The following is a 21,711-nucleotide window of genomic DNA, read 5'->3' on the forward strand; positions in this document are numbered from 1 at the left end:
GCTCTGGGCCCTGCAGGAGCGCAATCAGATGTGTCTGTAGGGCGTTTCTGAGCCTAACGTGTCGGTAAATTCCTGAAAAAACTCAGCAAGAACCGGCATCTTTTCACTGGCGTATGCTTGCCCCTCCCGCAAACTGTCGAGGAGTGTCGGCACCATGCGTCATGTCATTCTTGCTGCGTTTTTGTTGGCCATGGGGCCTGCCGCCGTGGCAGCCGATCTCATGGCTTTCTGGAACTACCCCCGCCACGGTGGCAACAGCTTCAACCGGCTGCCACCTGACCAAGCCTACTTCGACGCCTTGAGCGGTTATGGCGCGACCTGGGTGCGGCTGTCCTACGACAAATGGCAGCCGGCGGAACGCGATTTCCTCATCGGCGATGCCGATGCCTACCAAGGCCTGCCTGCCGCCGACCTGGCCACGCTGCGAGCTACCCTCGACCGCGCCCACCAGGCCGGCCTCAAGGTGGTCATCTCACCGCTCTCGTTACCCGGCATGCGCTGGTCGCAAAACAACCAGGGCCAGTTCGACGACCGCCTCTGGCAGGACAAACGCTACTGGTTGCAGTCTGCGGCCTTCTGGCGGGATCTGGCCCGTGAGCTGAAAGGTCACCCGGCCATCGCCGCCTACAACCTGGTCAACGAGCCCGCTCCGGAGAAGCACGGTGGCCTGGCCGAGCATGCCGACCTTGGGCGAATGCAGCAATGGTATGCAGGGCAGCAGGGCAGTGCGCGTGATCTGCCGGCTCTGTATCGGCAGTTGATAGCGGCCATTCGCGAGGAGGACGCGGACACGCCGGTCATGCTCGATGCCGGCTGGTTCGCCGCCGCCGACGCCTTCGGTTACTGGCCGGCTCCCCTGGAAGACCAGCGGGTGCTGTACAGCGTGCACATGTACGAGCCCTATCTGGTGACCAGTGCACCGAACATGACGCGCAAGCAACCCATCGCCTATCCCGGCCCGGCACCGTTTGCGGGGCAGACGCAGCAGTGGGATGGCCAGCGTGTGGCGCAATACCTGCGCCAGCCGCTGGATTGGGCTGCGGCCATGAACGTGCCCCGCTCGCGGCTAGTGGTGGGTGAGTTCGGCTGCATGCGCAGGCTGCCGGGCTGCCGGCAATACCTGGAAGACGTGCTCAGCGTGCTGGATCGCCACCGGTTGCACTGGGCCTTCTACAGCTTCCGTGAAGACAACTGGGATGGCATGGACTACGAACTGGGCTCGACCAAGGTGCCGTGGCGCTATTGGCAGGCAATCGAGCAGGGCACTCCAGACCCGCTACCGCGCAAGGCCACGGTTGAGTTCGAGCCGATTCGCAAGCGGCTGAACCCAGGCTGAGGTGTCTGACAGTCGTGAAAACTCTTGCAACACACATGACGCGGGTATATACACGTATCCATGTTGACCAGTGAATGCATCTGCACCCATCTGCGTCGCGCCGCCCGTGGGGTGAGCCGGCATTACGACGAGGCCCTTGCCAGCTTTGGGGTCAATGTCGCCCAGTTTTCCCTGTTGCGCCATCTGCAGCGGCTCGATCGTCCTAGTATCACCACCCTGGCGGAGGCCATGGGCCTGGAGCGCAGTACCCTGGGCCGCAACCTGCGGGTGCTGGAGGCTGAAGGGCTGGTGGCCTTGGCCGATGGTGACGACCAACGCAACCGCGTGGTGCTGCTGACCGAGGCCGGTACCCAATTGCTGCACGCGGCCCATCCGGCCTGGGAACAGGCACAGGCAGAGTTGGTGGAGCGGCTGGGGGCAGGGCAGCGGGATGAACTGGTCCGTTTGCTCAATCAGCTGGCTTGAAATTGATACGACTATAAGCGGGTATATACCCGTAAAACCTTGCGATGTGCTGGAGATAACGACAATGACTTCGGTGTGGCGAACCAGCGGGTGGGTATTGGTGGGGGCAGCGCTGATCCTGGCGCTATCCCTGGGTGTGCGGCACGGCTTCGGCCTGTTCCTGGCGCCTATGAGCGCGGACTTCGGCTGGGGGCGTGAGGTGTTTGCTTTCGCCATTGCCTTGCAGAACCTGATCTGGGGGCTGGCGCAACCGTTCGCCGGCGCCCTGGCCGACCGCATGGGTGCGGCGCGGGTGGTGATCATTGGCGGTATTCTCTACGCTGCCGGGTTGGTGTTGATGGGCATGGCCGACTCGGCCTGGTCGTTGTCGCTGAGTGCCGGCTTGCTGATCGGTATCGGTCTGTCCGGCACCTCGTTCTCGGTCATCCTCGGCGTGGTCGGGCGTGCCGTGCCGGCGGAAAAGCGCAGCATGGCCATGGGTATTGCCAGCGCTGCCGGTTCTTTCGGCCAGTTCGCAATGTTGCCGGGCACTCTCGGCCTTATCCAGTGGCTGGGCTGGTCCGCAGCGTTGCTGGTACTGGGCCTGATGGTGGCGCTGATCGTGCCCTTCGTCGGCCTGCTGCGCGACCGGCCTCTGCCCACTCATGGAGCCGAACAGACCCTGAGCCAGGCTTTGCGCGAGGCTTGCTCGCACTCAGGCTTCTGGTTGCTGGCGCTGGGCTTTTTCGTTTGTGGTTTCCAGGTGGTGTTCATTGGCGTGCATCTGCCGGCCTACCTGGTCGACCAGCATCTGGCCGCGACTACCGGCACCACGGTGCTGGCGCTGGTAGGCCTTTTCAATATCGTCGGTACCTTCACTGCCGGCTGGCTGGGTGGGCGCATGTCCAAGCCGCGCCTGCTGACCGGGTTGTACCTGCTGCGTGCGGTAGTGATCGTGCTGTTCCTCTGGGCGCCGGTGACCGAATTCAGTGCTTATCTGTTCGGCATCGCCATGGGCCTGCTGTGGTTGTCCACGGTGCCGTTGACCAACGGTACCGTTGCCACCGTATTCGGCGTGCGCAACTTGTCCATGCTTGGCGGTATCGTCTTCCTGTTCCACCAGCTGGGTGCCTTCCTGGGCGGTTGGTTGGGCGGGGTGGTGTATGACCGCACCGGCAGCTACGACCTGGTCTGGCAGATTTCCATCCTGCTCAGCCTGCTGGCTGCCGCCCTCAATTGGCCCGTGCGCGAACGCCCGGTTGCCCGCCTGCAGGCCCAGGCCGCATGAACCGCTACCTGGCTCGAGGGCTACTGGCCCTCGCCGCCCTGTCGTTGCTGGCGCTGGTGTGGTGGGGCTGGCACAAGGGCGGGATGGCGTTGATGCAACTGGGCATGAGTGTTTGTTAGGCGCTACCCTGCAAGTTCGAGGATTGTCTTGCGGGAGAAAAGAGTCATGCGTGCACATTGGTTGACGGTGCCGGTGCTGGCCCTGCTTGCCAGCGCATCGAGCTGGGCTGCCGATTGCCCGGCGTTGTTGCAGGGCAGCCTGCCAGAGTTGCGAGGCAAGGGGCAGGTGGACCTGTGCGAGCGCTTTGCCGGCAAGCCCTTGGTGGTGGTGAATACGGCCAGTTACTGCGGTTTCGCGCCGCAGTTCGAGGGGCTTGAAGCGACCTACAAGGAGTATCACGGGCAAGGCTTGGAAATGCTTGGCGTGCCGTCCAATGACTTCAAGCAGGAGGACGCCGACAGCGAGAAGACAGCCAAGGTATGTTATGCCAACTATGGCGTTACCTTTACCATGACCAAGACACAGTCGGTGCGGGGGGCGGATGCGATACCGCTGTTCGCGGAGCTGGCAAGCCAGAGCAGTGCGCCGAAGTGGAATTTCTACAAGTACGTGGTGGACCGCAAGGGCAAGGTGATTGATAACTTTTCCAGCCTGACCAAGCCGGATGATCCAGCATTCCGGGCAGCCATCGAAAAGGCCATTGCCTCCCAGCCATAACCTAGCAGCTCTTGCTCTTGCTTCGGCTTTTGCTTCTAAGTGCGCGATAGTTCAGGCGCCGCAGATTGCGACTTCAGGAAGCCGAGCGAAGGGACTGCGGAGGGAGGTGACGGGCATGGATGCCCGTCAAGCGCTGAGGCCCCATGGATGGGGCCTGCAGCGCGTACTCCCGGGAGTAGGCCCGTAGCGAGGGAACCCCGGAGCGCAGCGTAGGGGCCGGATGATAGGAGCCAGCGTTTTTTGGTTACTTTTTGTCGCGTTTGACAAAAAGTGACCCGCCGTAAGGGCGGAAAGGTGATTAAGCGCCACCTTCGCAAATGAATGTTGACCTTGTTGTTGATGCCCACGCTTGAAAGCGAAGAGCGAAGAGCGAAGAGCGAAGAGCGAAGAGCGAAGAGCGAAGAGCGGAAAAGTACTGGTCTTGATCTCGCGCATAGTCCATTTACGATGGCGACGCATACTCACCTTTTCGCCCTTACGGCGAGTCACTTTTTGTCAAACGCGACAAAAAGTAACCAAAAAACGCTGCGCTCCCATCATCCGGCCCCTCCGCTACGCTACGGGGTTCCCTCGCGCCGGTCTTGCTCCCGGGAGTACGCGCTGCAGGCCCCATCCATGGGGCCTCAGCGCTTGACGGGCATCCATGCCCGTCACCTCCCTCCGCAAGCCCTCTGCTCGGCCTCCTGAAGTCGCGAAGATCAAGATCAAGATCAAGATCAAGATCAAGATCAAGATCAAGATCAAGATCAAGATCAAGATCAAGAGCAAGAGCAAGAGCAGGGGGCTTGCCTGGGCTTTGGGGTTACTTCACTTTGCATGCACAGTAATCGCCACCAACCGCACAACCACCGGCCTGACCATCAATACACAGACGAACGCCACAGGCATCGCCAACTGGTAAGCCTTCAGCACGTTGCCAAGGTATTCAGGGTTGACCCCCCCATTCGCTGCCGTGATCACGAAACACATCAATAGCGCCATGATCGACGACATGTAGAAGGCAAAAACGTAGGGCGTGGCGCCCGGGTGCAATTTGCGTCGGCCGCGTGCCTGGGACAGGTTGCTCATGCGAACTCCTGAAAAGTAAGTAGAGGCGCAGGTTAGCAACGCACCCGGCAGCAGCTGTAGACCAGCCGCATTGAGTTCTTTATAAAGAGATTCTTACGAATCCAAGGGCTCAGCATGGACCTGCTCAACGCCATTCGCAGTTTCATCAAGGTGGTCGAAGCCGGCAGCATCGCCGCCGGTGCCCGCAACCTGGGCCTGAGCCCGGCCGCGGTTAGCCAGAACCTGGCACGCCTGGAAGGCCACTTGCAGGTTCGCCTGCTCAGCCGCACCACCCGCAGTATGGCGCTGACACCCGCCGGCACCCAGTATTACGAACGCGTCAGGCACATCGAGCGCGACCTGGCCTTGGCCGAGCAGGCCGTCACCACCCCCGACAGTGAGCCCCAAGGGCGGCTGTGCATTGCCTCGACGTCCGCCTTCGGTCGCCACGTGCTGGCGCCATTGATACCCGCGTTCAGCGCCCGCTACCCACTGCTTTCGATAGAGTTGGTAACGACTGATCGCCGGGTCAACCACGCGCGGGAGGATGTGGACGTGAGCCTGCGCATTGCCCCGCAACTCGAAGACCAGTTGCTGGCCCGGCATATCGCCCGTATACCGTTCATTTGCTGTGCCTCGCCCGGTTACCTGCAAAGCGCCGGCGTGCCGGCCACGCCCGAGGCCTTGCGTGAGCACCGCTGCCTGGTGTTCCGCTACCCGGTGGATGGACGCTTCCTGCGTTGGGGGTTCATGCGCGACGGGCTGCGGTTCGAGGCAGAGTTCGGTAGTGTCCTGATCAGCGACGACATCGATGCCCTGACCCAGATGGCGCTGCACGATGGCGGCATCACCCGCCTTGCCGAGTTCATCGTAAGGCCGCATCTGGATAACGGGGCGCTGGTGCCGTTGTTCGAATACAGCGATAGCGGCCAGGCCTATGCCCAGACCGAACCGATGGATATCTATCTGTGCCTGGCCGACCGCTTTGCCATGACCGCAAAAGTACAGGTGTTCATGGACTACCTGCGCGAATGCCTGGGCGATGACTGGCAGGTGAAGGTGTAAAAAAACCGCCACGAGGGCGGTTTTCATGTCACGCGTATGAATCAGAAGCGGTAGGTAAGGGATGCACCAATACCGTGAGCACTGTTCTCATACTTGGCCTGATAGGTGCCTTTCAGCGCCTGTTGTGTCGGCGAGCCGGACACATTGTTCACCTTGGTATCCTCTTCCCACAGATACGAGTAGGCAACATCGATGGTCATGTCGTCGTTCGGGCTCCAACCGGCACCAAAGCTGACAGCCTTGCGGTCGCCGGTAGGAATGCGCGGCGAGCGATCATGGTTGTTGGTGGGCGACTGGTCGACGGAGAAGCCTGCACGCAGGGTCCACTCCTTGTTCACCTTGTAGGCAGCACCAATGGCGTGTGCCCAGGTGTCATGCCAGTTTTGCTCTTCGGTGATGGTCTGCAGTGGGTAGCCCGCCGGTGCTTCGTTCTTGACAACGATGCTCTCCAGGCGGCTCCAGCGAGTCCAGGTGCTACCCGCATAGAGTGTCCACTGGTCATCCAGTTCATGGGTGATCGAGAAGTCCACCGATTCTGGCGTCTTTATTTTCAGGCTGGCGTCGAATTTGCCGTTCAGACCGAGGGCTGCAATCGGGTACGACACTCGCGTGTCGCCTTCAAGCTTGTAGTCGACCATCGAGTGATAGGTCAGGCCCAGGCGGGTACGGTCTGTAGCTTGTACGAGGACGCCAATGTTGTAACCGATCGCGGTGTCGTCGCCCTTGATCTTGATTTCGCCATCCGGCCCGTTCGGGCCCAGCAGCGCCTTGCTGGACAGATTCGAGCCCAGTTCACCCTTGATACGGTTGATGGTCGGACCGAAACCGATCGACACCTTGTCGTTGAAGGCATAGCTGATGGTTGGCTGGAAGGTGACGACCTCGACCTTGCTCTTCTTGCCCCAGTAGCGTGCCGCGTCGTCGCTGCCGTAGTCCGTGATCAGGCCGTATGGCACGTAAACGCCGAAACCGACGCTCCAGTGATCATCGATCGGTTTGACGTAATAGCCCATGGGTACACCCACGACCGGGACCATGTCGCCATCGGTTTCCCCCCCGAAATTGCTACCACGACCCGAAATATCAGTTTTGGCAATGACAGCCGCGCCACCCACGGTGACCTGTTCGCGCTTGAGGCGAGACATGCCCGCAGGGTTGCCATACACCGTGCTGGCATCTTCGGCAGAAGACGAACGTCCCGCAAACCCGGTTCCCATGCCGCTGATGCTTTGTTCGTTCAGCGCGAAACCTGCGGCGAGCAGTTGGCTGGAAGCAAGTGCAACGGCTACGCCGAGGGAGGCTTTGAGCATTACTTTTTTCATTATTAGAAAACTCCTTGGGATCTCCGGGGCGAAAAGCTACCAACAAATCACGCGCCGCGCTATAGCCTCAATCGCAGGAGATAGAGCGGTTTTGTAGGACAATCCGACCAAAATTCCCTTTTTTCCGGGCACGTTGTAGGACGCGTCTTAAGATGCCTGCGGCAATCTCTGATCTATGCAGGTATGCCAGGCGTGTGTGAAGTCGCGCAGGCGACCTTGAGGGTTGAAAATCTGTCGCCAGATTCGCGCAAGCGCAAGGAGGTCATCGGCGGCAGGCAGTGGCGTGGCCTGCTCTTCGATGAGCATCCAGGCAATCGCGGTTGAATAACGCAGGTTGACGGTGAGTTCCAGGTGCGGGCCGCCGAGGAAGGCGTGCTGGCTGGCCAGGCCGCGGACCAGGCTGGCCAGGTCGGGGTCACGGGCAAGATAGTCGTCCCAGATAGCCTGGTGACGGTGTTCGCCGATACGGTACAGACCGTGCCCACGACGGTCGTGCAAGGCCGACCCCAGGGCCGACTGGCTGGCGGCGATGCCAAGCAACAAGGCTTCGGCGCTGGCGCAGTGACGGTTCAGGTAGACCAGGGTGGGTCGGATCACATACTGACACAATTCATTCGCCGCGATACCCATGATGCCCTCGAGCAATTAAGGGCCGGACGGGCGCTGGAGCTTGGCAGCTGGTGAGTGATCAGGCCCGCCGGAAGCGGCAAGCACCGCTCGAGTTGAAGTGTAGTGTGATAATCGTGGTGTAAAGGGCTGTTTTTAAATCGATTGCTGCCTGACGTACTTGGCTATATACCTTAAGGCAATTACGCCACGAACGTTCAGGCAGGCTTGCGATGGCATGATTCAGCGCTTGAATACCGCAGCATTCGCCGCTCACGCGGTGAGCGACTGGCGGGTTCGGGCGATGACCGCCTGCAGCGGTTCACTGCGGCTGTACTGTTCGGGGTACAGGCGCTCGGTGTGGCAGGCGACGCCGTGTTCGTCTACCAGGGTGAAGCTGAAGCTGCCTTTGCGAGGGGCAACGATAAGGCACTTCAACGGCGAGAAGGCCTGGGAGAGGGTGCCAATGGCAGCCTGAATCTGATGATGAGTTTGCATATTGTTGGAGGTTCCTGCTTTAAACACGGGGGTTATGATCCGTGCATGATAGAAACGTTCCAGTGACGCCTTTATTAAGGGACGAACGAACCTGACTGGAACAGGGCAGCCAGAGGGAGCGCAATCAAAGGTGGGCGCGTGGGCTGACTGGTAGGTACTTCAGAGGGCAGGCAGCACGCCGGGGCCAAGGTTCTAGGCCGTCGGGGTGGGATCCTGATCAATCTGTCACGTGATTCGTGCTTGAACAGCGCTGGGCTAGCGAGTGAATCATCGAATGGGCCGGTCCTGGTTTCAGCAGCGCCACCCTTGGGAGGAGTGTGTCTGCAAGGACGCTTGAGGCCAGAATTGACTTTCAGCTTGGTACTAACGATGCGCACCTTAACGAAAATACAGGTGCTTGGCAAGGACTTCGTGCAAGTACAGGTTAGCCGCGCAGTATGGCGCGTATTTTCCCTGATGGGAAGGGGCTGCAAAAGGCCCGTATCCGGGCTGATGTACCGATTTCGTGCATTCAATTGAAGGTTTTTGGTGCACTTGTTCACATTTGAAGCAGCGCTTGCAACTGCCTTGCAGCATGCCATGACAGCCTCGCCAATGCCTTGACTGGCCGGTTAAGTCAATGAAAAAAAACACTATTTTTAGCTGGTGAAAAAATCGTCAGTTTGAGCGAAAGCCCCAATTCATAGGGGTTTGCGGGGGATGCCAGGGGGTTGTCCACCGAGTTATCCACAGGAACTGTGGATTGTCCCTGGCGCTTGCTCTAGGACGGGCGTGCCAGCAATACAGTGAACTGTCCGACAATCGACATGCTTCAGAAGGCCAGTTGGTCATCCACTTGAAAACGTCAAGAAAAGATCATTGAAAATTTTTTCAATCCTGCAGAAATCGGAAGGCCATGTCGCAAAAAAAAGGGTAGAGTGGCGCGCCTTTCGAGTTGCCAATCCTGTTGCTCATGAAGTTTCGCGGTAAACACCTCGCCAGCCCTGCTGCATCGACGCCTGCGCCTCCCCCCAAACGTTTCTCCCTCAAAGTGGCCTTGTGGCTGCTCGACAACCCGCGCCTGGGTGACAAGCCGCAGGTCAAGCACTTGGCCGGGCGCCTGTTGAAACAGCCGGCGCGTCAGGGTGTGGTAGTGGCGCAAAGCCGCCTGGGACAGATGTTGTGCCGTGATTGCGGCAACGCCCGTGACCGGCGTATTGGCCATGAACTGCTGCGCCAGGCGGCCCGCGCCGGTGATCGGCGCGCGCAACTGGAGTATGCGCGGCTGTGCCAGCACAACGAGCCGGAGCAGGCGCGGTACTGGCTGGAGCTGGCGGCGGGGCAGGGGTCGCAGGAAGCGCGGCGGCTTTTGCGGCAGTGGTTCCATGCCTGAGGTGTGTTGCCAGCACTGGCCTTTTCGCGAGTAAACCCGCTCCCACAGGAATAGCTATACCTCGGATACTGTGCAATCCCTGTAGGAGCGGGTTTACCCGCGAAGAGGCCTGAACAGGCAACACGCCGCTCAGGCTGATAAGCTGCGATGCATTCATCCAGGATCATTCGGGGTAAGCATGACAGTGGATCTGGCCAGCATTCTGCTGGGCTTGGTGGCAGGTGCATTACCTTGCCTGGGTTGGGTCATGCAGGTGCAGCGTCGCCAGGGCACGCGGCAAGGCGAGCAGGCTTTGCTCGAAGAGCGCCTCAATGCTGCCCAGCTGGCTCTGGCCGGCCTGCAGGCGCAACTGGACGCCAGCCGCGATGAAATAAGCGATCTCAGCGAAGCCAACACCGTCAAGCAGACCCAGCTGGCCGCCCAGGGCCGTGAGCTGGAACTGCTGCAGATCGACCGTGACAATGCCCGTGATGCCGCTCACGCCTGGAACCTCGAACGTGCCAACCGCGAAGCCGAACTGCGTCGCCTGGAGGCCCAGACCGCACGCCTGGACGCCGAACTGCGCGAGCAGCAGGAAAGCCACCAGCAGCGCCTGGAAGACCTGCAGGAAGCCCGCGACACCCTGCGCGCCCAGTTCGCTGACATGGCTACCAAGATCTTCGACGAGCGCGAGCAGCGCTTCGCCCAGACCAGCCAGCAGCATCTCGGCCAGTTGCTCGACCCGCTCAAGGAGCGCATCCAGGCTTTCGAAAAACGCGTGGAAGAGAGCTACCAGCAGGAAGCCCGCGAGCGCTTCTCGCTGGGCAAGGAGCTGGAGCGCCTGCAGCAACTCAACCTGCGCCTGTCCGACGAAGCCACCAACCTGACCCAGGCGCTGAAGGGCCAGAAAACCCAGGGCAACTGGGGTGAGCTGATCCTCGAACGGGTATTGGAGCATGCCGGCCTGGAAAAGGGCCGCGAATACCAGACCCAAGTCAGCTTGAAGAGCGCCGATGGCGAGCGCTTCCAGCCTGACGTTCTGATCATGCTGCCCGGCGACAAGCAGGTAGTGGTGGATGCCAAGGTCAGCCTCACCGCCTACCAGCAGTTCGTCGCCGGCAACGACGAGGCTGCGCTCAAGCAGCATGTGCAGTCGCTGCGCAGCCACGTCAAAGGCCTGTCGAGCAAGGACTACAACCGCCTCGAAGGCCTGCACAGCCTGGATTTCGTGCTGCTGTTCGTACCGATCGAGGCCGCCTTCTCGGCAGCCCTGCAGGCCGAGCCTAACCTGTTCCAGGAAGCCTTCGACCGGCAGATCGTGATCGTCAGCCCGACCACATTGCTGGCCACCTTGCGGGTGATCGACAGCCTGTGGAAGCAGGAACGCCAGGGCCAGAACGCCCGCGAGATTGCCGAACGTGCCGGCTGGCTGTACGACAAGTTCGTGCTGTTCATCCAGGACCTGGACGAGTTGGGCAGCCGCCTGCAGCAGGTGGACAAGGCCTATGCTGCCGCGCGTAACAAGCTATGCGAAGGGCGCGGCAACCTGGTCAGCCGCAGCGAACAGCTGAAGCTGCTGGGCGCCCGCGCCAGCAAGAGCCTGCCGGCCGACCTGCTGGAGCGGGCGCTGTCCGATGAGGCGTTGCCGGACGAAGCGCTTACTGAACCAGGCTCAGATGGCGATTGAGCATGGCACGCAGGGCCGCCGGCTTGACCGGCTTGGCCAGGTAGTCCAGGCCAGAGGCATGCACCATGGCGATGGTTTCCTTGCTGCCGTCAGCGCTGATCACCACGCCCGGCACCGGCTCGCCAAGGCGCGCGCGTAGCCAGCCCATCAGCCCGGTACCAGTTTCGCCGTCGTCCAGGTGGTAGTCCACCAGCGCCAGGTGCGGGCGCATGCCCTTGGCCAGCAGAGCTTCGCATTCGGCGCGGTTGCGCGCGGTCCACACCTGGCAACCCCAGCGGCTGAGCAGGCTGTTCATGCCGATCAGGATGCTGTCTTCGTTATCCACGCACAGTACCTGCAGCCCGGCCAGTGGCTGGCCGCCCTGTTCCACCGGGGCGGCGGGCGCCGGTGCGGCCTGGTGGGCAATTGGTACGCTGACGCGGAACACCGTGCCCTTGCCCGGCCACGAGCGCACTTCCAGCTTGTGCCCCAGCACCCGGCACAGGCCGTCGGCGATCGCCAGGCCCAGGCCCAGGCCCTTCTCGGCGCGGGTCTGGTGGCTGTCCAGGCGCTTGAACTCCTGGAAGATCACCTGCAGCTTGTCGTCGGCGATGCCGGGGCCGCGGTCCCACACTTCAAGCCACAACTGTTCACCCTGGCGCCGTGCGCCCAGCAGGATCGGGCTCTTGCCGTAGCGCAGGGCGTTGGTCAGGAAGTTCTGCAGCACCCGGCGCAGCAGCTTCATGTCACTGTCCACCCGCAGGCGGCTGCCGCGCAGGCGGAATTTCAGGCCCTTCTCGGCGGCCAGCACCTTGAATTCGGCACCCAGGGTGTCGAACAGCTCGTTGAGGGCAAAGGGTTTGGCATCCGGGGTAATCTTGCCGTTTTCAAGGCGTGAGATGTCCAGCAGGTCGCTGATCAGCTCTTCGGCCGAGCGCAGCGAACTGTCCATGTGCTGCACCAGCTGCCGGGCCTCTTCATTCATGCCCTCGGCCTGTTGCGACAAGGCGGCGGAGAACAGCCGGGCCGCGTTCAGCGGCTGCATCAGGTCATGGCTGACCGCAGCCAGGAAACGGGTCTTGGACTGGCTCACCGCTTCGGCACGGCTCTTGGCTTCGGACAACGCCTGGTTAAGTTGCGACAGCTCCTGGGTGCGTTCCGCCACCCGTTGCTCCAGGCGTTCGTTGGCATCGCGCAGGGCCTGCTCGGCCTCACGGAACGGGGTGATGTCGGTGAAGCTCATGACGAAACCGCCGCCCGGCATCGGGTTGCCGATCAGCTCGATCACCCGGCCATTGGGGAACAAGCGCTCGGAGGAGTGCGCACGGCCCTGACGCATCCAGTGCAGGCGCCGCGCCACGTGCACCTGCGCCTCGCCCGGGCCGCACAGGCCACGCTCGGCGTTGTAGCGGATGATGTCGGCGATCGGCCGGCCCACGCTGATCAGCCCGTCGGGGTAGTTGAACAGTTCCAGGTAACGGCGGTTCCAGGCCACCAGGTGCAGGTTCTGGTCGACCACGCTGATGCCCTGGTTGATGTTCTCGATGGCCCCTTGCAGCAGGGCGCGGTTGAACTGCAGCACCTCGCTGGCTTCGTCGGCGATACGCACCACGTCTTCCAGCTGCATGTCGCGGCCTTCGATGGCGGCCTTGACCACGGCGCGGGTCGACGACGTGCCGAGTACGCCGGCCAGCAGGCGTTCGGTATGTTCGATCCAGTCGCCGTCGGCGTTCTGGTTGGGGTTGAAGCCCTTGCCCTGGCGGTAGGCGAAGCGGATGAAGCTCTGCCGGGCGCGTTCTTCACCAACGAAGCGCGAGGCCAGGGTCAGCAGGTCGTCGATCTGCACCGCCAGCAGCGGCTTGCTGCTGGGCCTGGCGCTAGTCTGCTGGCCGATGAAGCGGCCGGCCTGCCAATGCTCGGAAACTCGCGTGCGCGAAAGCACGGAAACCCAGGCGAACAGCGTGAAGTTACCCGCCAGCGACAGCACCACGCCTTGGGTCAGCGGGCTGATCGGCAGGTTTAGCGGATTGCCGTGCAGCCACGCCAACCCCGGAAACAGCTGCAGCGACCATCCCAGGCTGTGCGCCGCGATCGGCAGGACGAGGGTGTAGAACCAAAGGAAGATACCTGCAGCCAGGCCGGCGAACACGCCGCGGCGGTTGGCCTGCTTCCAGTACAGCGCACCGAGCATGGCCGGGGTCAGCTGGGTTACGGCGGCAAAGGCGATCTGGCCGATGGTCGCCAGGCTGGCGGTGGAACCCAGCAGGCGGTAGCTGACATACGCCAGCAGCAGGATCACCACGATGGTCACCCGGCGTACCGAGAGCATCCAGTGGCGGAATGCCTCGAACGGCCGCTCGGCGTTGGTACGGCGCAGCAGCCAGGGCAGCAGCATGTCGTTGGAGACCATGGTCGACAGCGCCACGGCCTCGACGATGACCATGCCCGTGGCCGCCGATGCACCACCGATGAATGCCAGCAGGGCCAGGCTCGGGTGTGCCTCGGCCAGAGGAAGGCTGATGACGAACGAATCGGAGATCACCGTGCCCGGCAGCAGCATCTGCCCGGCCAGGGCGATCGGCACCACGAACAATGCGGCGAGCGCCAGGTACATCGGGAATACCCAGCGCGCCAGGCGCATGTCCTGGGGTTCGATGTTCTCCACCACGGTAACGTGGAATTGCCGTGGCAGGCAGATGATCGCCATCATCGCCACGGCGGTCTGCACCACCATCGACGGCCAATTGATGGTCTCCTGCCAATAGTCCTGAAGGTGGATCGACTGGCGGGCCTGGCTGAACAGGTCGTCGAAGCCGTCATACAGGTTGAAGACGACGAAGATGCCCACGGCGAGGAAGGCCAGCAGCTTGATCAGTGATTCGAAGGCAATCGCCAGGACCATGCCACGGTGGTGTTCGGTCACGTCCAGGCTGCGGGTACCGAAGACGATGGCGAACAGCGCCAGCACCAGCGAAACAACCAGTGCGGTGTCCTGTACGCGGGTGCCGGTGGCGTCGGCGTTGGCGCCGATCAGCAGGTTCACGCCCAGCACGATGCCCTTGAGTTGCAAGGCGATGTACGGCAGCACGCCTACCAGGCAGATGAGCGCCACGACCACCGCCAGGGACTGCGACTTGCCATAGCGCGCGGCGATGAAGTCGGCGATCGAGGTGATGTTCTGTTGCTTGCTGATCAGCACCATCTTCTGCAGCACCCAGGGCGCGAAGATCAGCAGCAGCACCGGGCCCAGGTAAATCGGCAGGAATGCCCAGAGCTGTTCGGCGGCCTGGCCGACCGCGCCGAAGAAGGTCCAGCTGGTGCAGTAAACGGCCAGCGACAGGCTGTACACCCAGGCACGCAGCTTCGGCGGCAACGGCGTGCTGCGGCGGTCGCCGTAGAAGGCGATGGCGAACATGATGGCCATATAGGCCAGGGCGACCACGGCGATCAGCCCGCTGGACAACGACATGAAGACTCCGAAGCAAAAAGATAACGCGGTCCCGATCAATCAGTCTGGCACGCAGGTGCCGCTTCGTCAGCGCAGACGATGGTCGCAGTGGCAGGTGGTCGCAGGGTTCTCTTTAACCTGTGCCGGCCCTTTCGCGGGTGAACCCGCTCCCACAGCTACTGCACAGGCTTCGAAAGCGGCGCTGTCCTGTGGGAGCGGGTTCACCCGCGAAGAGGCCAGCAGAGCAGACATCATCCTTTGCGGGTACCCAGCCAATAAAACAACCCCGCCAGTATCACCGACAACACCAGCAGGTAGAAGATCGCCCCCGGCCACAGATGTACCAGGGCAAACCCCACCATCACCGGCCCCAGCGCCGCACCGAGGTTGGACAGGTTCTGCGCGCCGTAATACACCCCACGCAAGTGCTCCGGCGCGATCAGGTCGATGAACATGTACTCGGCCGGGATCACGATGATCTCGCCCAGGGTGAACACCAGCATCGCCAGGCACCACGCCAGCGCCGAACCGGCCAGGGCAAAGCCCAGCAGCCCGGCGATGAACAGGCCCATGCCGGCCAGCAGCCAGGGCATCAGGCGCTGGCGGCTGATGCGGCGGCCGATCAGGTACTGCAGGGCAATCACCGTCACCGCGTTGGTGGTCACCAGGTAACCGATCAGGCGCGCCGCCTCGGCCGGGCTGCTGGTTATCACCAGGTACTGCGACAGGTAGGCAGTGAACTGGCCGAATACTACCGCGCTCAGTACCCCGCCCAGGGTGAAGCATACCAGCCGTCGGTCACGGGCCAGACCCAGCGCCACCTGGCCAAAGCCGACCCCGGGCTTGTCCGGCGCACTGGCCTGCAGGTCGCGGTCCCCCAGGCGCCAGTAGGCCAGGCACATACCCAGGCCGAGCAGGGCGGAGGCAATGAACGGCATGTGGTCGTTCAGTTCCAGCATGGCCACGCCCAGCAGCGGGCCGGCGGCGTAGCCGACGTTGCTGAGGGTGTACTTGATGGCGAATACTTCGGCCCGTTCCTCCACCGGCAGCAAGGCGCAGAAGCCCGCCTTGGCAGCGATGTCGACCACTGCCAGGGCCAGGTTGATCAGTACCAGGCAGATAAAGAACAGCAGCGCCGAGTTGCTGGCGACCGCGCCGACGAAAGCCAGGGCAAACAGCAGGGTGCTGGCGCTGACCAGGGTGTGGTTGCGCAAGGTATCCACAAGGTGGCCGCCATACAGGCTCAGCAGCGAGGCGATGATCAGCGCACCACCGATCAGCAGGCCGATCTGGCTGATCGGCAGCTGGAAGTTGTCAGCCAGGTACACCACCAGGTAGGGCAGGGTAAGGGCACGGGCGACGGTGAGGGTGAAGGTGGTGCCGAGCAGCAGGCGCACACTGTGCGGGTAGCGTTTTATGGCGGCGAGCATTACACATCCTTGTTGTTCTGTTTTGCCGGGGGCCAGCATATGCCAACAGAGGCCTGCTGCGCAGGCCTTTCGCGGCCACACCCGCTATCACATGCCCTCAAGGCATGTGATATCCCTGTGGGAGCGGGCGTGCCCGCGAAAGGGCCGGTACAGCCCTCCAAAATCCTTGAGCGCTTGCCAGTCAGTGCATTTCCCATGCAGATTTGTGGCTTGTCGCGCCCTGCGCGCCTCCAATTGAAAAGCCCTCAGGACCAAGGACGATGAGTCACTCCTCGCAATTCACCTTGCTCGGCAAGCGGCGTTTCCTGCCGTTTTTCATCACCCAGTCGCTGGGTGCCTTCAACGACAACCTGTTCAAGCAGTCGCTGATCCTGGCGATCCTGTTCAAGCTCAGCCTGGGCGACGGCGACCGTTCCATCTGGGTCAACCTGTGCGCCCTGCTGTTCATCCTGCCGTTCTTCCTGTTCTCTGCGCTGGGCGGGCAGTTTGGCGAGAAGTTCGCCAAGGATGCGCTGATCCGGGCCATCAAGCTGGCCGAGATCGCGATCATGGCGGTAGGCGCGCTCGGTTTCATCACCAACCACCTGGCGCTGATGCTGGTGGCGCTGTTCGGCATGGGAACCCACTCGGCGCTGTTCGGCCCGGTGAAGTACTCGATCCTGCCGCAGGCCCTGCGCGAGGAAGAGCTGGTCGGCGGCAACGGGCTGGTGGAAACCGGTACCTTCCTGGCCATCCTCGCCGGCACCATCGGCGCCGGGGTGATGATGTCGGCCGACAGCTATGCCACCGTGGTGGCTGGTGGCGTGGTCGGCACTGCCGTGCTCGGTTACCTGGCCAGCCGCTGGATCCCGCGGGCCGCTGCCGCTTCACCGCAAATGCTGCTGGACTGGAACATCTTCAGGCAGTCGTGGGCGATCCTGCGCATGGGCCTGGGGCAGCCGCCGGCGGTGTCGCGCTCGATCGTCGGCAACTCGTGGTTCTGGTTCGTCGGTGCCATCTACCTCACGCAGATCCCGGCCTACGCCAAGGACTGGCTGCACGGTGACGGCACGGTGGTGACACTGGTGCTGACCCTGTTCTCGGTGGGGATTGCCTTGGGTTCGCTGCTGTGCGAGCGGCTCAGCGGGCGCAAGGTGGAAATCGGCCTGGTGCCGTTCGGCTCGTTCGGGCTGAGCCTGTTCGGCCTGCTTTGGTGGTGGCACTCCGGCGATGTGCCGGCTGCGGCGGCACCGCACGACTGGCTGGCGCTGTTGGGCATGGGCCAGGCCTGGTGGATCCTGCTGTCTATCGTCGGCCTTGGGGTGTTCGGCGGCTTCTATATCGTACCGCTGTATGCACTAATCCAGGCCCGCACCGCCGAAGACCAGCGCGCCCGGGTGATCGCGGCCAACAACATCCTCAATGCCCTGTTCATGGTGGTGTCGGCAGTGCTCACCATCATCCTGCTGGGCCTGGCCAAGCTGACCATCCCGCAACTGTTCCTGGTGGTGTCGCTGCTCAATATCGCGGTCAACGCCTATATCTTCAGGATCGTGCCCGAGTTCACCATGCGCTTCCTGATCTGGCTGCTCAGCCATTCGATGTACCGCGTGCAGCACCGCGACCTCGAGCGCATCCCCGACGAAGGCGCGGCGCTGCTGGTTTGCAACCACGTGTCGTTCGTCGATGCGCTGCTGCTGGGAGGGGCGATTCGCCGGCCGATACGCTTCGTCATGTACTATAAGATCTACAACCTGCCGGTACTCAACTTCGTGTTCCGCACCGCAGGCGCCATCCCGATTGCCGGGCGCAACGAAGACCTGGCCATCTACGAACGTGCTTTCGCGCGCATTGCCGAGTACCTGGCCGATGGCGAGTTGGTATGCATCTTCCCTGAAGGCAAGCTGACCGGGGATGGCGAAATCGACGTGTTCAAGGGCGGCGTCAACCGCATCCTCGAAGAAACCCCGGTGCCGGTCATTCCGTTGGCCTTGCAGGGGCTGTGGGGCAGCTTCTTCAGCCGTGACCCGGCCAAGGGCTTTTTCAAGCGCCTGTGGTCGCGGGTGACCATCGTGGCAGGCGCCGCCATCCCGGTGGAGGCGGCGCAGCCAGAAGCCTTGCGTGAGCAGGTCAGCCGCCTGCGCGGCAACCTGCGCTAGGGAAGGGCGTCAGCTGGCGCTGACTTTCAGGCCGACCAGGCCGGTAATGATCAGCGCCACGCTGACCAGGCGTACCAGGGCCATGGACTCGCCGAACAGGATGATGCCGGCGATCACCGTGCCGACGGCGCCGACGCCGGTCCAGATGGCATAGGCGGTGCCCAGCGGCAGCTCTTTCATGGCCAGGCCCAGCAGACCCAGGCTGATGGCCATGGCGGCGACAGTGAGGATGGTGGGCAGTGGCTTGCTGAAGCCGTCGGTGTATTTCAGGCCGACGGCCCAGCCGACCTCGAACAGGCCGGCGAAGAACAGGATGATCCAGGACATGGTGCGTCTCCATCGTTGTGAATGATGGGGCCGTCCCCGGAATGGTCACGCGGTGCGTCGTGAGGTCGTCCTCACAGTGGGTGCCATGGTGCACATATGCAGCGCTCTGGGCAAGCCTGCGCGGGCCTCTTCGCGGGTAAACCCGCTCCTACAGGGTTCTCCACAATTTTCAGACCTGTGCAGTACCTGTGGGAGCGGGTTTACCCGCGAAGGGGCCAGTGCAGGCAACATCAATGCCTGGCCGGCTCCCCACCTTCGGCTTCTGCCACAGGTTCCCCCATGCGCCGGAACCAGGTAGACAGCAGCGCCCCGGAAATATTGTGCCAAACGCTGAACAACGCACTCGGCACCGCAGCCAGCGGCGAAAAATGCGCCGCCGCCAGTGCCGCGCCCAGCCCGGAGTTCTGCATGCCCACCTCCAGCGCCAGCGACTTGCGCTGTGCCAGCGGCAGCTTGCACAGCCTGCCGGTCAGGTACCCCAGCAAGTAGCCGAAGCTGTTGTGCAATATCACCACCGCCATGATCAGCAGCCCTGACTCGGCGATCTTCGCCTGGCTGGCCGCCACCACCGCGCACACGATCATCACGATACTCACCACCGACACCAGCGGCAGTACCTGCACCGCCGCCTGCACCCGCGCGCCAAGCAGCCGCTGGGCCAGTACGCCGAGCACGATCGGCAGCATCACCAGCTGCAGGATCGACCAGAACATGTCCATGAAGGACACCGGCAGCCAGGCCGAGGCCAGGAACCAGATCAGCGCCGGGGTCAGCAGCGGGGCGAGCAGGGTGGTCACCGCAGCGATGGCCACCGCCAGCGCCAGGTCGCCACGGGACAGCCAGACCATCACGTTCGATGCCGTGCCGCTCGGGCAGCAGCCAACCAGGATCACGCCCACGGCGATTTCCGGCGGCAGGTGGAACAGCTGGCACAGCAGCCAGGCCATGCCCGGCATGATCACGAAGTGCGCGACCACCCCCAGCATCACCCGCCAGGGCTGGCGGGCGAGGGCGGCGAAGTCATCGAGCTTGAGGGTGAGGCCCATGCCGAACATCACCAGCCCCAGCAGCGGCACGATGGCCACCTTCAGGGCGATGAACCATTGCGGTTGCAGGAAGGCCAGTACGGCGAACACCAGCACCCACAGGGCGAAGGTATTGCCGACGAAGCGGCTGAGGGTGGCGAGGGCACGCATGGGGGGCAATTCCTTTTTGTTTTATCGCTTCAATAATTTCACTGGCCTCTTCGCGGGCTTGCCCGCTCCCACAGGTACACCACAGTACTCAGAAGCTGTGGTGTACCTGTGGGAGCGGGCAAGCCCGCGAAAGGGCCAGTACGGTCTGAGGATATCTCCCAGGCCAGCACCGGCATTTCAAAACCAGTCAGACCCCTTGCGGAATCTCTTCTCCACCCAGCGCCTCGAACAGCACCGGCAGGAATTCGGCAAAGGTCATCATCATCAGTTGGAAGCTGGCATCGAACTGTTGCGCAGCCTCATCGCCACCATCCTGTTCGGCCTGCTCCTGCAGCAGCTCTTCGAACTTCAGGCGCTTGATCACCATCTTGTCATCCAGAATGAACGACAGTTTGTCCTGCCAGGCCAGGGCCAGCTGGGTGACCACCTTGCCAGTGCTCAGGTGCAGCTGAATTTCCTCGCCGGTCAGGTCCTGGCGCTTGCAGCGCACGATGCCGCCGTCTTCGGCAGTGTCGCGCAGTTCGCACTCGTCCAGCACATAGAAGCCTTCGGCAGCTTCCTGCGACTTGACCCACTCGGTCATGGTGGCAACCGGTGCGATTTTCACGGTGGCCGGGCGCACCGGCAGCGAGCCCATCACTTCACGCAAGGTCGACAGCAGGTCTTCGGCACGCTTGGCGCTGGCCGAGTTGACCAGGATCACGCCCAGGCGCGGGGCGATGGCGGCGAAGATCATCGAGCGGCGGATGAACGCGCGCGGCAGGAAGGCCTGGATGATCTCGTCCTTGATCTGGTCGCGTTCCTTTTTATAGACCTTGCGCATCTGCTCGGTCTCGATCTCTTCGACCTTTTCCTTCACCGCGTCGTTGACCACGCTGCTGGGCAGGATGCGTTCTTCCTTGCGCGCGGCAATCAGCAGGTACTCGCCGCTGACATGCACCAGGGGAGCGTCTTCGCCCTTGCCGAATGGCGCGACGAAACCATAGGTGGTCAGCTCCTGGCTGGCGCAGGGGCGGGCCGGCTTGCTGGCCAGGGCCGCTTCCAGCGCTTCAGGCTCGAACGGGACTTCCTGGGTCAGACGGTAGGTCAGCAGGTTCTTGAACCACATGAGGGGCAATCTCTCCTTAATGCATAAGGCGGGCATTATTCTCCGAGCGGTGCTCTCAGGCCAACCCTGTCGGAGTGCCAGTAGCTGTAGCTGAATGTAAAGATGCACGTGGCAACGCTAGGTCTTTGAAAGGCCTGAGGTTTTTTTTGAAAAAAGTTAAAAAAGTGCTTGCCAGGGTACGGGGCCGTCCGTAGAATGCGCGCCACACCGAGACGAAGGGTGATTAGCTCAGCCGGGAGAGCATCTGCCTTACAAGCAGAGGGTCGGCGGTTCGATCCCGTCATCACCCACCACTCGATGTTTAGCGCAGCGGTAGTTCAGTCGGTTAGAATACCGGCCTGTCACGCCGGGGGTCGCGGGTTCGAGTCCCGTCCGCTGCGCCATATTTCACTTCCAGGGCCTACTGAACACCCGGAAGTAACAAGGAAAGCGACCTCAGGGTCGCTTTTTTTGTGCCTGCGATTTGGTGTTTTCGCGAATTTTGCAAAAAGTTTGATAAGTGCTTGCCAGAGCGCCAAGTCGCCCGTAGAATGCGCGCCACACCGAGAGACATGGGTGATTAGCTCAGCCGGGAGAGCATCTGCCTTACAAGCAGAGGGTCGGCGGTTCGATCCCGTCATCACCCACCACTCGATGTTTAGCGCAGCGGTAGTTCAGTCGGTTAGAATACCGGCCTGTCACGCCGGGGGTCGCGGGTTCGAGTCCCGTCCGCTGCGCCATATTC

18 protein-coding genes and 4 tRNA genes are annotated in these 21,711 nt (G+C 62.2%); 13 read left to right on the forward strand and 9 right to left on the reverse strand.

Annotated elements, in window-relative coordinates; all coding sequences use genetic code 11:
* Positions 1 to 220 precede the first annotated feature (220 nt).
* From NY023_RS06875 to NY023_RS06895, 5 genes are all read left to right on the forward strand, one after another.
* Positions 221 to 1,336, forward strand: a complete 1,116-nt coding sequence (locus NY023_RS06875; protein WP_169775177.1) for a glycoside hydrolase family 5 protein — start codon at positions 221 to 223, stop codon at positions 1,334 to 1,336.
* Between the two features lie 60 nt (positions 1,337 to 1,396).
* A complete protein-coding gene (locus NY023_RS06880) occupies positions 1,397 to 1,801 on the forward strand; it encodes a MarR family winged helix-turn-helix transcriptional regulator (protein WP_013971386.1) in 405 nt (134 codons plus the stop codon).
* 64 nt (positions 1,802 to 1,865) lie between these two features.
* A complete protein-coding gene (locus NY023_RS06885) occupies positions 1,866 to 3,068 on the forward strand; it encodes an MFS transporter (protein ID WP_015269253.1) in 1,203 nt (400 codons plus the stop codon).
* Positions 3,065 to 3,187 (forward strand): hypothetical protein, encoded by a 123-nt coding sequence (locus NY023_RS06890; protein ID WP_013971388.1) that lies wholly within the window; start codon positions 3,065 to 3,067, stop codon positions 3,185 to 3,187. The genes NY023_RS06885 and NY023_RS06890 overlap by 4 nt, the downstream gene beginning before the upstream one ends.
* Before the next feature lie 46 nt (positions 3,188 to 3,233).
* On the forward strand, positions 3,234 to 3,785 hold the full coding sequence (locus NY023_RS06895) for a glutathione peroxidase (protein WP_015269254.1): 552 nt from the start codon (positions 3,234 to 3,236) through the stop codon (positions 3,783 to 3,785).
* An 807-nt stretch (positions 3,786 to 4,592) separates the two neighbouring features.
* Here NY023_RS06895 and NY023_RS06900 read toward each other — a convergent pair.
* A complete protein-coding gene (locus tag NY023_RS06900) occupies positions 4,593 to 4,853 on the reverse strand; it encodes a DUF2798 domain-containing protein (RefSeq protein WP_013971390.1) in 261 nt (86 codons plus the stop codon).
* Positions 4,854 to 4,967: 114 nt separating this feature from the next.
* On the opposite strand from NY023_RS06900, the gene NY023_RS06905 reads away from it, so the two are divergent.
* Positions 4,968 to 5,897, forward strand: a complete 930-nt coding sequence (locus NY023_RS06905; protein WP_013971391.1) for a LysR family transcriptional regulator — start codon at positions 4,968 to 4,970, stop codon at positions 5,895 to 5,897.
* A 41-nt stretch (positions 5,898 to 5,938) separates the two neighbouring features.
* Here NY023_RS06905 and NY023_RS06910 read toward each other — a convergent pair whose 3' ends face one another.
* The 3 genes from NY023_RS06910 to NY023_RS06920 form a co-directional block, all read right to left on the reverse strand.
* The gene (locus tag NY023_RS06910) at positions 5,939 to 7,219 is read right to left on the reverse strand and encodes an OmpP1/FadL family transporter (RefSeq protein ID WP_013971392.1); all 1,281 of its coding nucleotides are present in this window, start codon (positions 7,217 to 7,219) and stop codon (positions 5,939 to 5,941) included.
* 147 nt (positions 7,220 to 7,366) lie between these two features.
* The gene (locus NY023_RS06915) at positions 7,367 to 7,849 is read right to left on the reverse strand and encodes a hypothetical protein (RefSeq protein ID WP_003257336.1); all 483 of its coding nucleotides are present in this window, start codon (positions 7,847 to 7,849) and stop codon (positions 7,367 to 7,369) included.
* A 249-nt stretch (positions 7,850 to 8,098) separates the two neighbouring features.
* Positions 8,099 to 8,323, reverse strand: coding sequence for a hypothetical protein (locus NY023_RS06920; protein WP_003257337.1), 225 nt, complete (start codon positions 8,321 to 8,323; stop codon positions 8,099 to 8,101).
* A gap of 952 nt (positions 8,324 to 9,275) precedes the next feature.
* On the opposite strand from NY023_RS06920, the gene NY023_RS06925 reads away from it, so the two are divergent.
* Both NY023_RS06925 and rmuC read left to right on the forward strand, forming a co-directional pair.
* Positions 9,276 to 9,695 carry a tetratricopeptide repeat protein gene (locus tag NY023_RS06925; RefSeq protein ID WP_024086418.1) on the forward strand — a complete coding sequence of 140 codons (420 nt, stop codon included), beginning with the start codon at positions 9,276 to 9,278 and terminating at the stop codon, positions 9,693 to 9,695.
* A gap of 292 nt (positions 9,696 to 9,987) precedes the next feature.
* Entirely contained in the window at positions 9,988 to 11,361 is a 1,374-nt protein-coding gene (gene rmuC, locus NY023_RS06930) for a DNA recombination protein RmuC (protein WP_161551463.1), read from the forward strand.
* Here rmuC and NY023_RS06935 read toward each other — a convergent pair.
* Together NY023_RS06935 and NY023_RS06940 are read right to left on the reverse strand one after the other, a co-directional pair.
* Positions 11,333 to 14,809 (reverse strand): hybrid sensor histidine kinase/response regulator, encoded by a 3,477-nt coding sequence (locus NY023_RS06935; protein ID WP_013971396.1) that lies wholly within the window; start codon positions 14,807 to 14,809, stop codon positions 11,333 to 11,335. The two genes, rmuC and NY023_RS06935, sit on opposite strands and share 29 nt — an antisense overlap.
* Before the next feature lie 230 nt (positions 14,810 to 15,039).
* Entirely contained in the window at positions 15,040 to 16,218 is a 1,179-nt protein-coding gene (locus NY023_RS06940) for an MFS transporter (RefSeq protein ID WP_024086421.1), read from the reverse strand.
* A 260-nt stretch (positions 16,219 to 16,478) separates the two neighbouring features.
* Here NY023_RS06940 and NY023_RS06945 point away from each other — a divergent pair, with 260 nt between their 5' ends.
* Positions 16,479 to 18,356, forward strand: a complete 1,878-nt coding sequence (locus NY023_RS06945) for an MFS transporter (RefSeq protein ID WP_013971398.1) — start codon at positions 16,479 to 16,481, stop codon at positions 18,354 to 18,356.
* A 9-nt stretch (positions 18,357 to 18,365) separates the two neighbouring features.
* Here NY023_RS06945 and sugE read toward each other — a convergent pair whose 3' ends face one another.
* The 3 genes from sugE to rdgC all read right to left on the reverse strand — a co-directional run bounded on the left by sugE (position 18,366) and on the right by rdgC (position 20,987).
* On the reverse strand, positions 18,366 to 18,683 hold the full coding sequence (gene sugE / locus NY023_RS06950; protein ID WP_013971399.1) for a quaternary ammonium compound efflux SMR transporter SugE: 318 nt from the start codon (positions 18,681 to 18,683) through the stop codon (positions 18,366 to 18,368).
* Between the two features lie 230 nt (positions 18,684 to 18,913).
* Positions 18,914 to 19,879 carry a bile acid:sodium symporter family protein gene (locus NY023_RS06955; protein WP_013971400.1) on the reverse strand — a complete coding sequence of 322 codons (966 nt, stop codon included), beginning with the start codon at positions 19,877 to 19,879 and terminating at the stop codon, positions 18,914 to 18,916.
* Between the two features lie 187 nt (positions 19,880 to 20,066).
* On the reverse strand, positions 20,067 to 20,987 hold the full coding sequence (gene rdgC, locus NY023_RS06960; protein WP_013971401.1) for a recombination-associated protein RdgC: 921 nt from the start codon (positions 20,985 to 20,987) through the stop codon (positions 20,067 to 20,069).
* Positions 20,988 to 21,204: 217 nt separating this feature from the next.
* Between rdgC and NY023_RS06965 the strand changes: the two genes are divergently transcribed.
* The 4 genes from NY023_RS06965 (at position 21,205) to NY023_RS06980 (ending at position 21,706) form a co-directional block, all read left to right on the forward strand.
* Positions 21,205 to 21,280: transfer RNA gene (locus tag NY023_RS06965), tRNA-Val, on the forward strand.
* 13 nt (positions 21,281 to 21,293) lie between these two features.
* Positions 21,294 to 21,370: transfer RNA gene (locus tag NY023_RS06970), tRNA-Asp, on the forward strand.
* A 170-nt stretch (positions 21,371 to 21,540) separates the two neighbouring features.
* Positions 21,541 to 21,616, forward strand: a tRNA-Val gene (locus NY023_RS06975).
* A 13-nt stretch (positions 21,617 to 21,629) separates the two neighbouring features.
* A tRNA-Asp gene (locus NY023_RS06980) sits at positions 21,630 to 21,706 on the forward strand.
* Positions 21,707 to 21,711 lie beyond the last annotated feature (5 nt).

Source organism: Pseudomonas sp. NBB (genome assembly GCF_032701105.1).
Taxonomy (GTDB): Bacteria; Pseudomonadota; Gammaproteobacteria; order Pseudomonadales; family Pseudomonadaceae; genus Aquipseudomonas; species Aquipseudomonas asiatica.

Excerpts from the sequence above, each read along its gene's own strand:
- NY023_RS06875 (WP_169775177.1), top strand. The coding sequence starts at position 221 with ATGGCTTTCTGGAACTACCCCCGCCACGGTGGCAACAGCTTCAACCGG.
- NY023_RS06880 (WP_013971386.1), top strand. The coding sequence starts at position 1,397 with ATGTTGACCAGTGAATGCATCTGCACCCATCTGCGTCGCGCCGCCCGT.
- NY023_RS06885 (WP_015269253.1), top strand. The coding sequence starts at position 1,866 with ATGACTTCGGTGTGGCGAACCAGCGGGTGGGTATTGGTGGGGGCAGCG.
- NY023_RS06890 (WP_013971388.1), top strand. The coding sequence starts at position 3,065 with ATGAACCGCTACCTGGCTCGAGGGCTACTGGCCCTCGCCGCCCTGTCG.
- NY023_RS06895 (WP_015269254.1), top strand. The coding sequence starts at position 3,234 with ATGCGTGCACATTGGTTGACGGTGCCGGTGCTGGCCCTGCTTGCCAGC.
- NY023_RS06900 (WP_013971390.1), bottom strand. The coding sequence starts at position 4,853 with ATGAGCAACCTGTCCCAGGCACGCGGCCGACGCAAATTGCACCCGGGC.
- NY023_RS06905 (WP_013971391.1), top strand. The coding sequence starts at position 4,968 with ATGGACCTGCTCAACGCCATTCGCAGTTTCATCAAGGTGGTCGAAGCC.
- NY023_RS06910 (WP_013971392.1), bottom strand. The coding sequence starts at position 7,219 with ATGAAAAAAGTAATGCTCAAAGCCTCCCTCGGCGTAGCCGTTGCACTT.
- NY023_RS06915 (WP_003257336.1), bottom strand. The coding sequence starts at position 7,849 with ATGGGTATCGCGGCGAATGAATTGTGTCAGTATGTGATCCGACCCACC.
- NY023_RS06920 (WP_003257337.1), bottom strand. The coding sequence starts at position 8,323 with ATGCAAACTCATCATCAGATTCAGGCTGCCATTGGCACCCTCTCCCAG.
- NY023_RS06925 (WP_024086418.1), top strand. The coding sequence starts at position 9,276 with ATGAAGTTTCGCGGTAAACACCTCGCCAGCCCTGCTGCATCGACGCCT.
- NY023_RS06935 (WP_013971396.1), bottom strand. The coding sequence starts at position 14,809 with ATGTCGTTGTCCAGCGGGCTGATCGCCGTGGTCGCCCTGGCCTATATG.
- NY023_RS06940 (WP_024086421.1), bottom strand. The coding sequence starts at position 16,218 with ATGCTCGCCGCCATAAAACGCTACCCGCACAGTGTGCGCCTGCTGCTC.
- NY023_RS06945 (WP_013971398.1), top strand. The coding sequence starts at position 16,479 with ATGAGTCACTCCTCGCAATTCACCTTGCTCGGCAAGCGGCGTTTCCTG.
- sugE (WP_013971399.1), bottom strand. The coding sequence starts at position 18,683 with ATGTCCTGGATCATCCTGTTCTTCGCCGGCCTGTTCGAGGTCGGCTGG.
- NY023_RS06955 (WP_013971400.1), bottom strand. The coding sequence starts at position 19,879 with ATGCGTGCCCTCGCCACCCTCAGCCGCTTCGTCGGCAATACCTTCGCC.
- rdgC (WP_013971401.1), bottom strand. The coding sequence starts at position 20,987 with ATGTGGTTCAAGAACCTGCTGACCTACCGTCTGACCCAGGAAGTCCCG.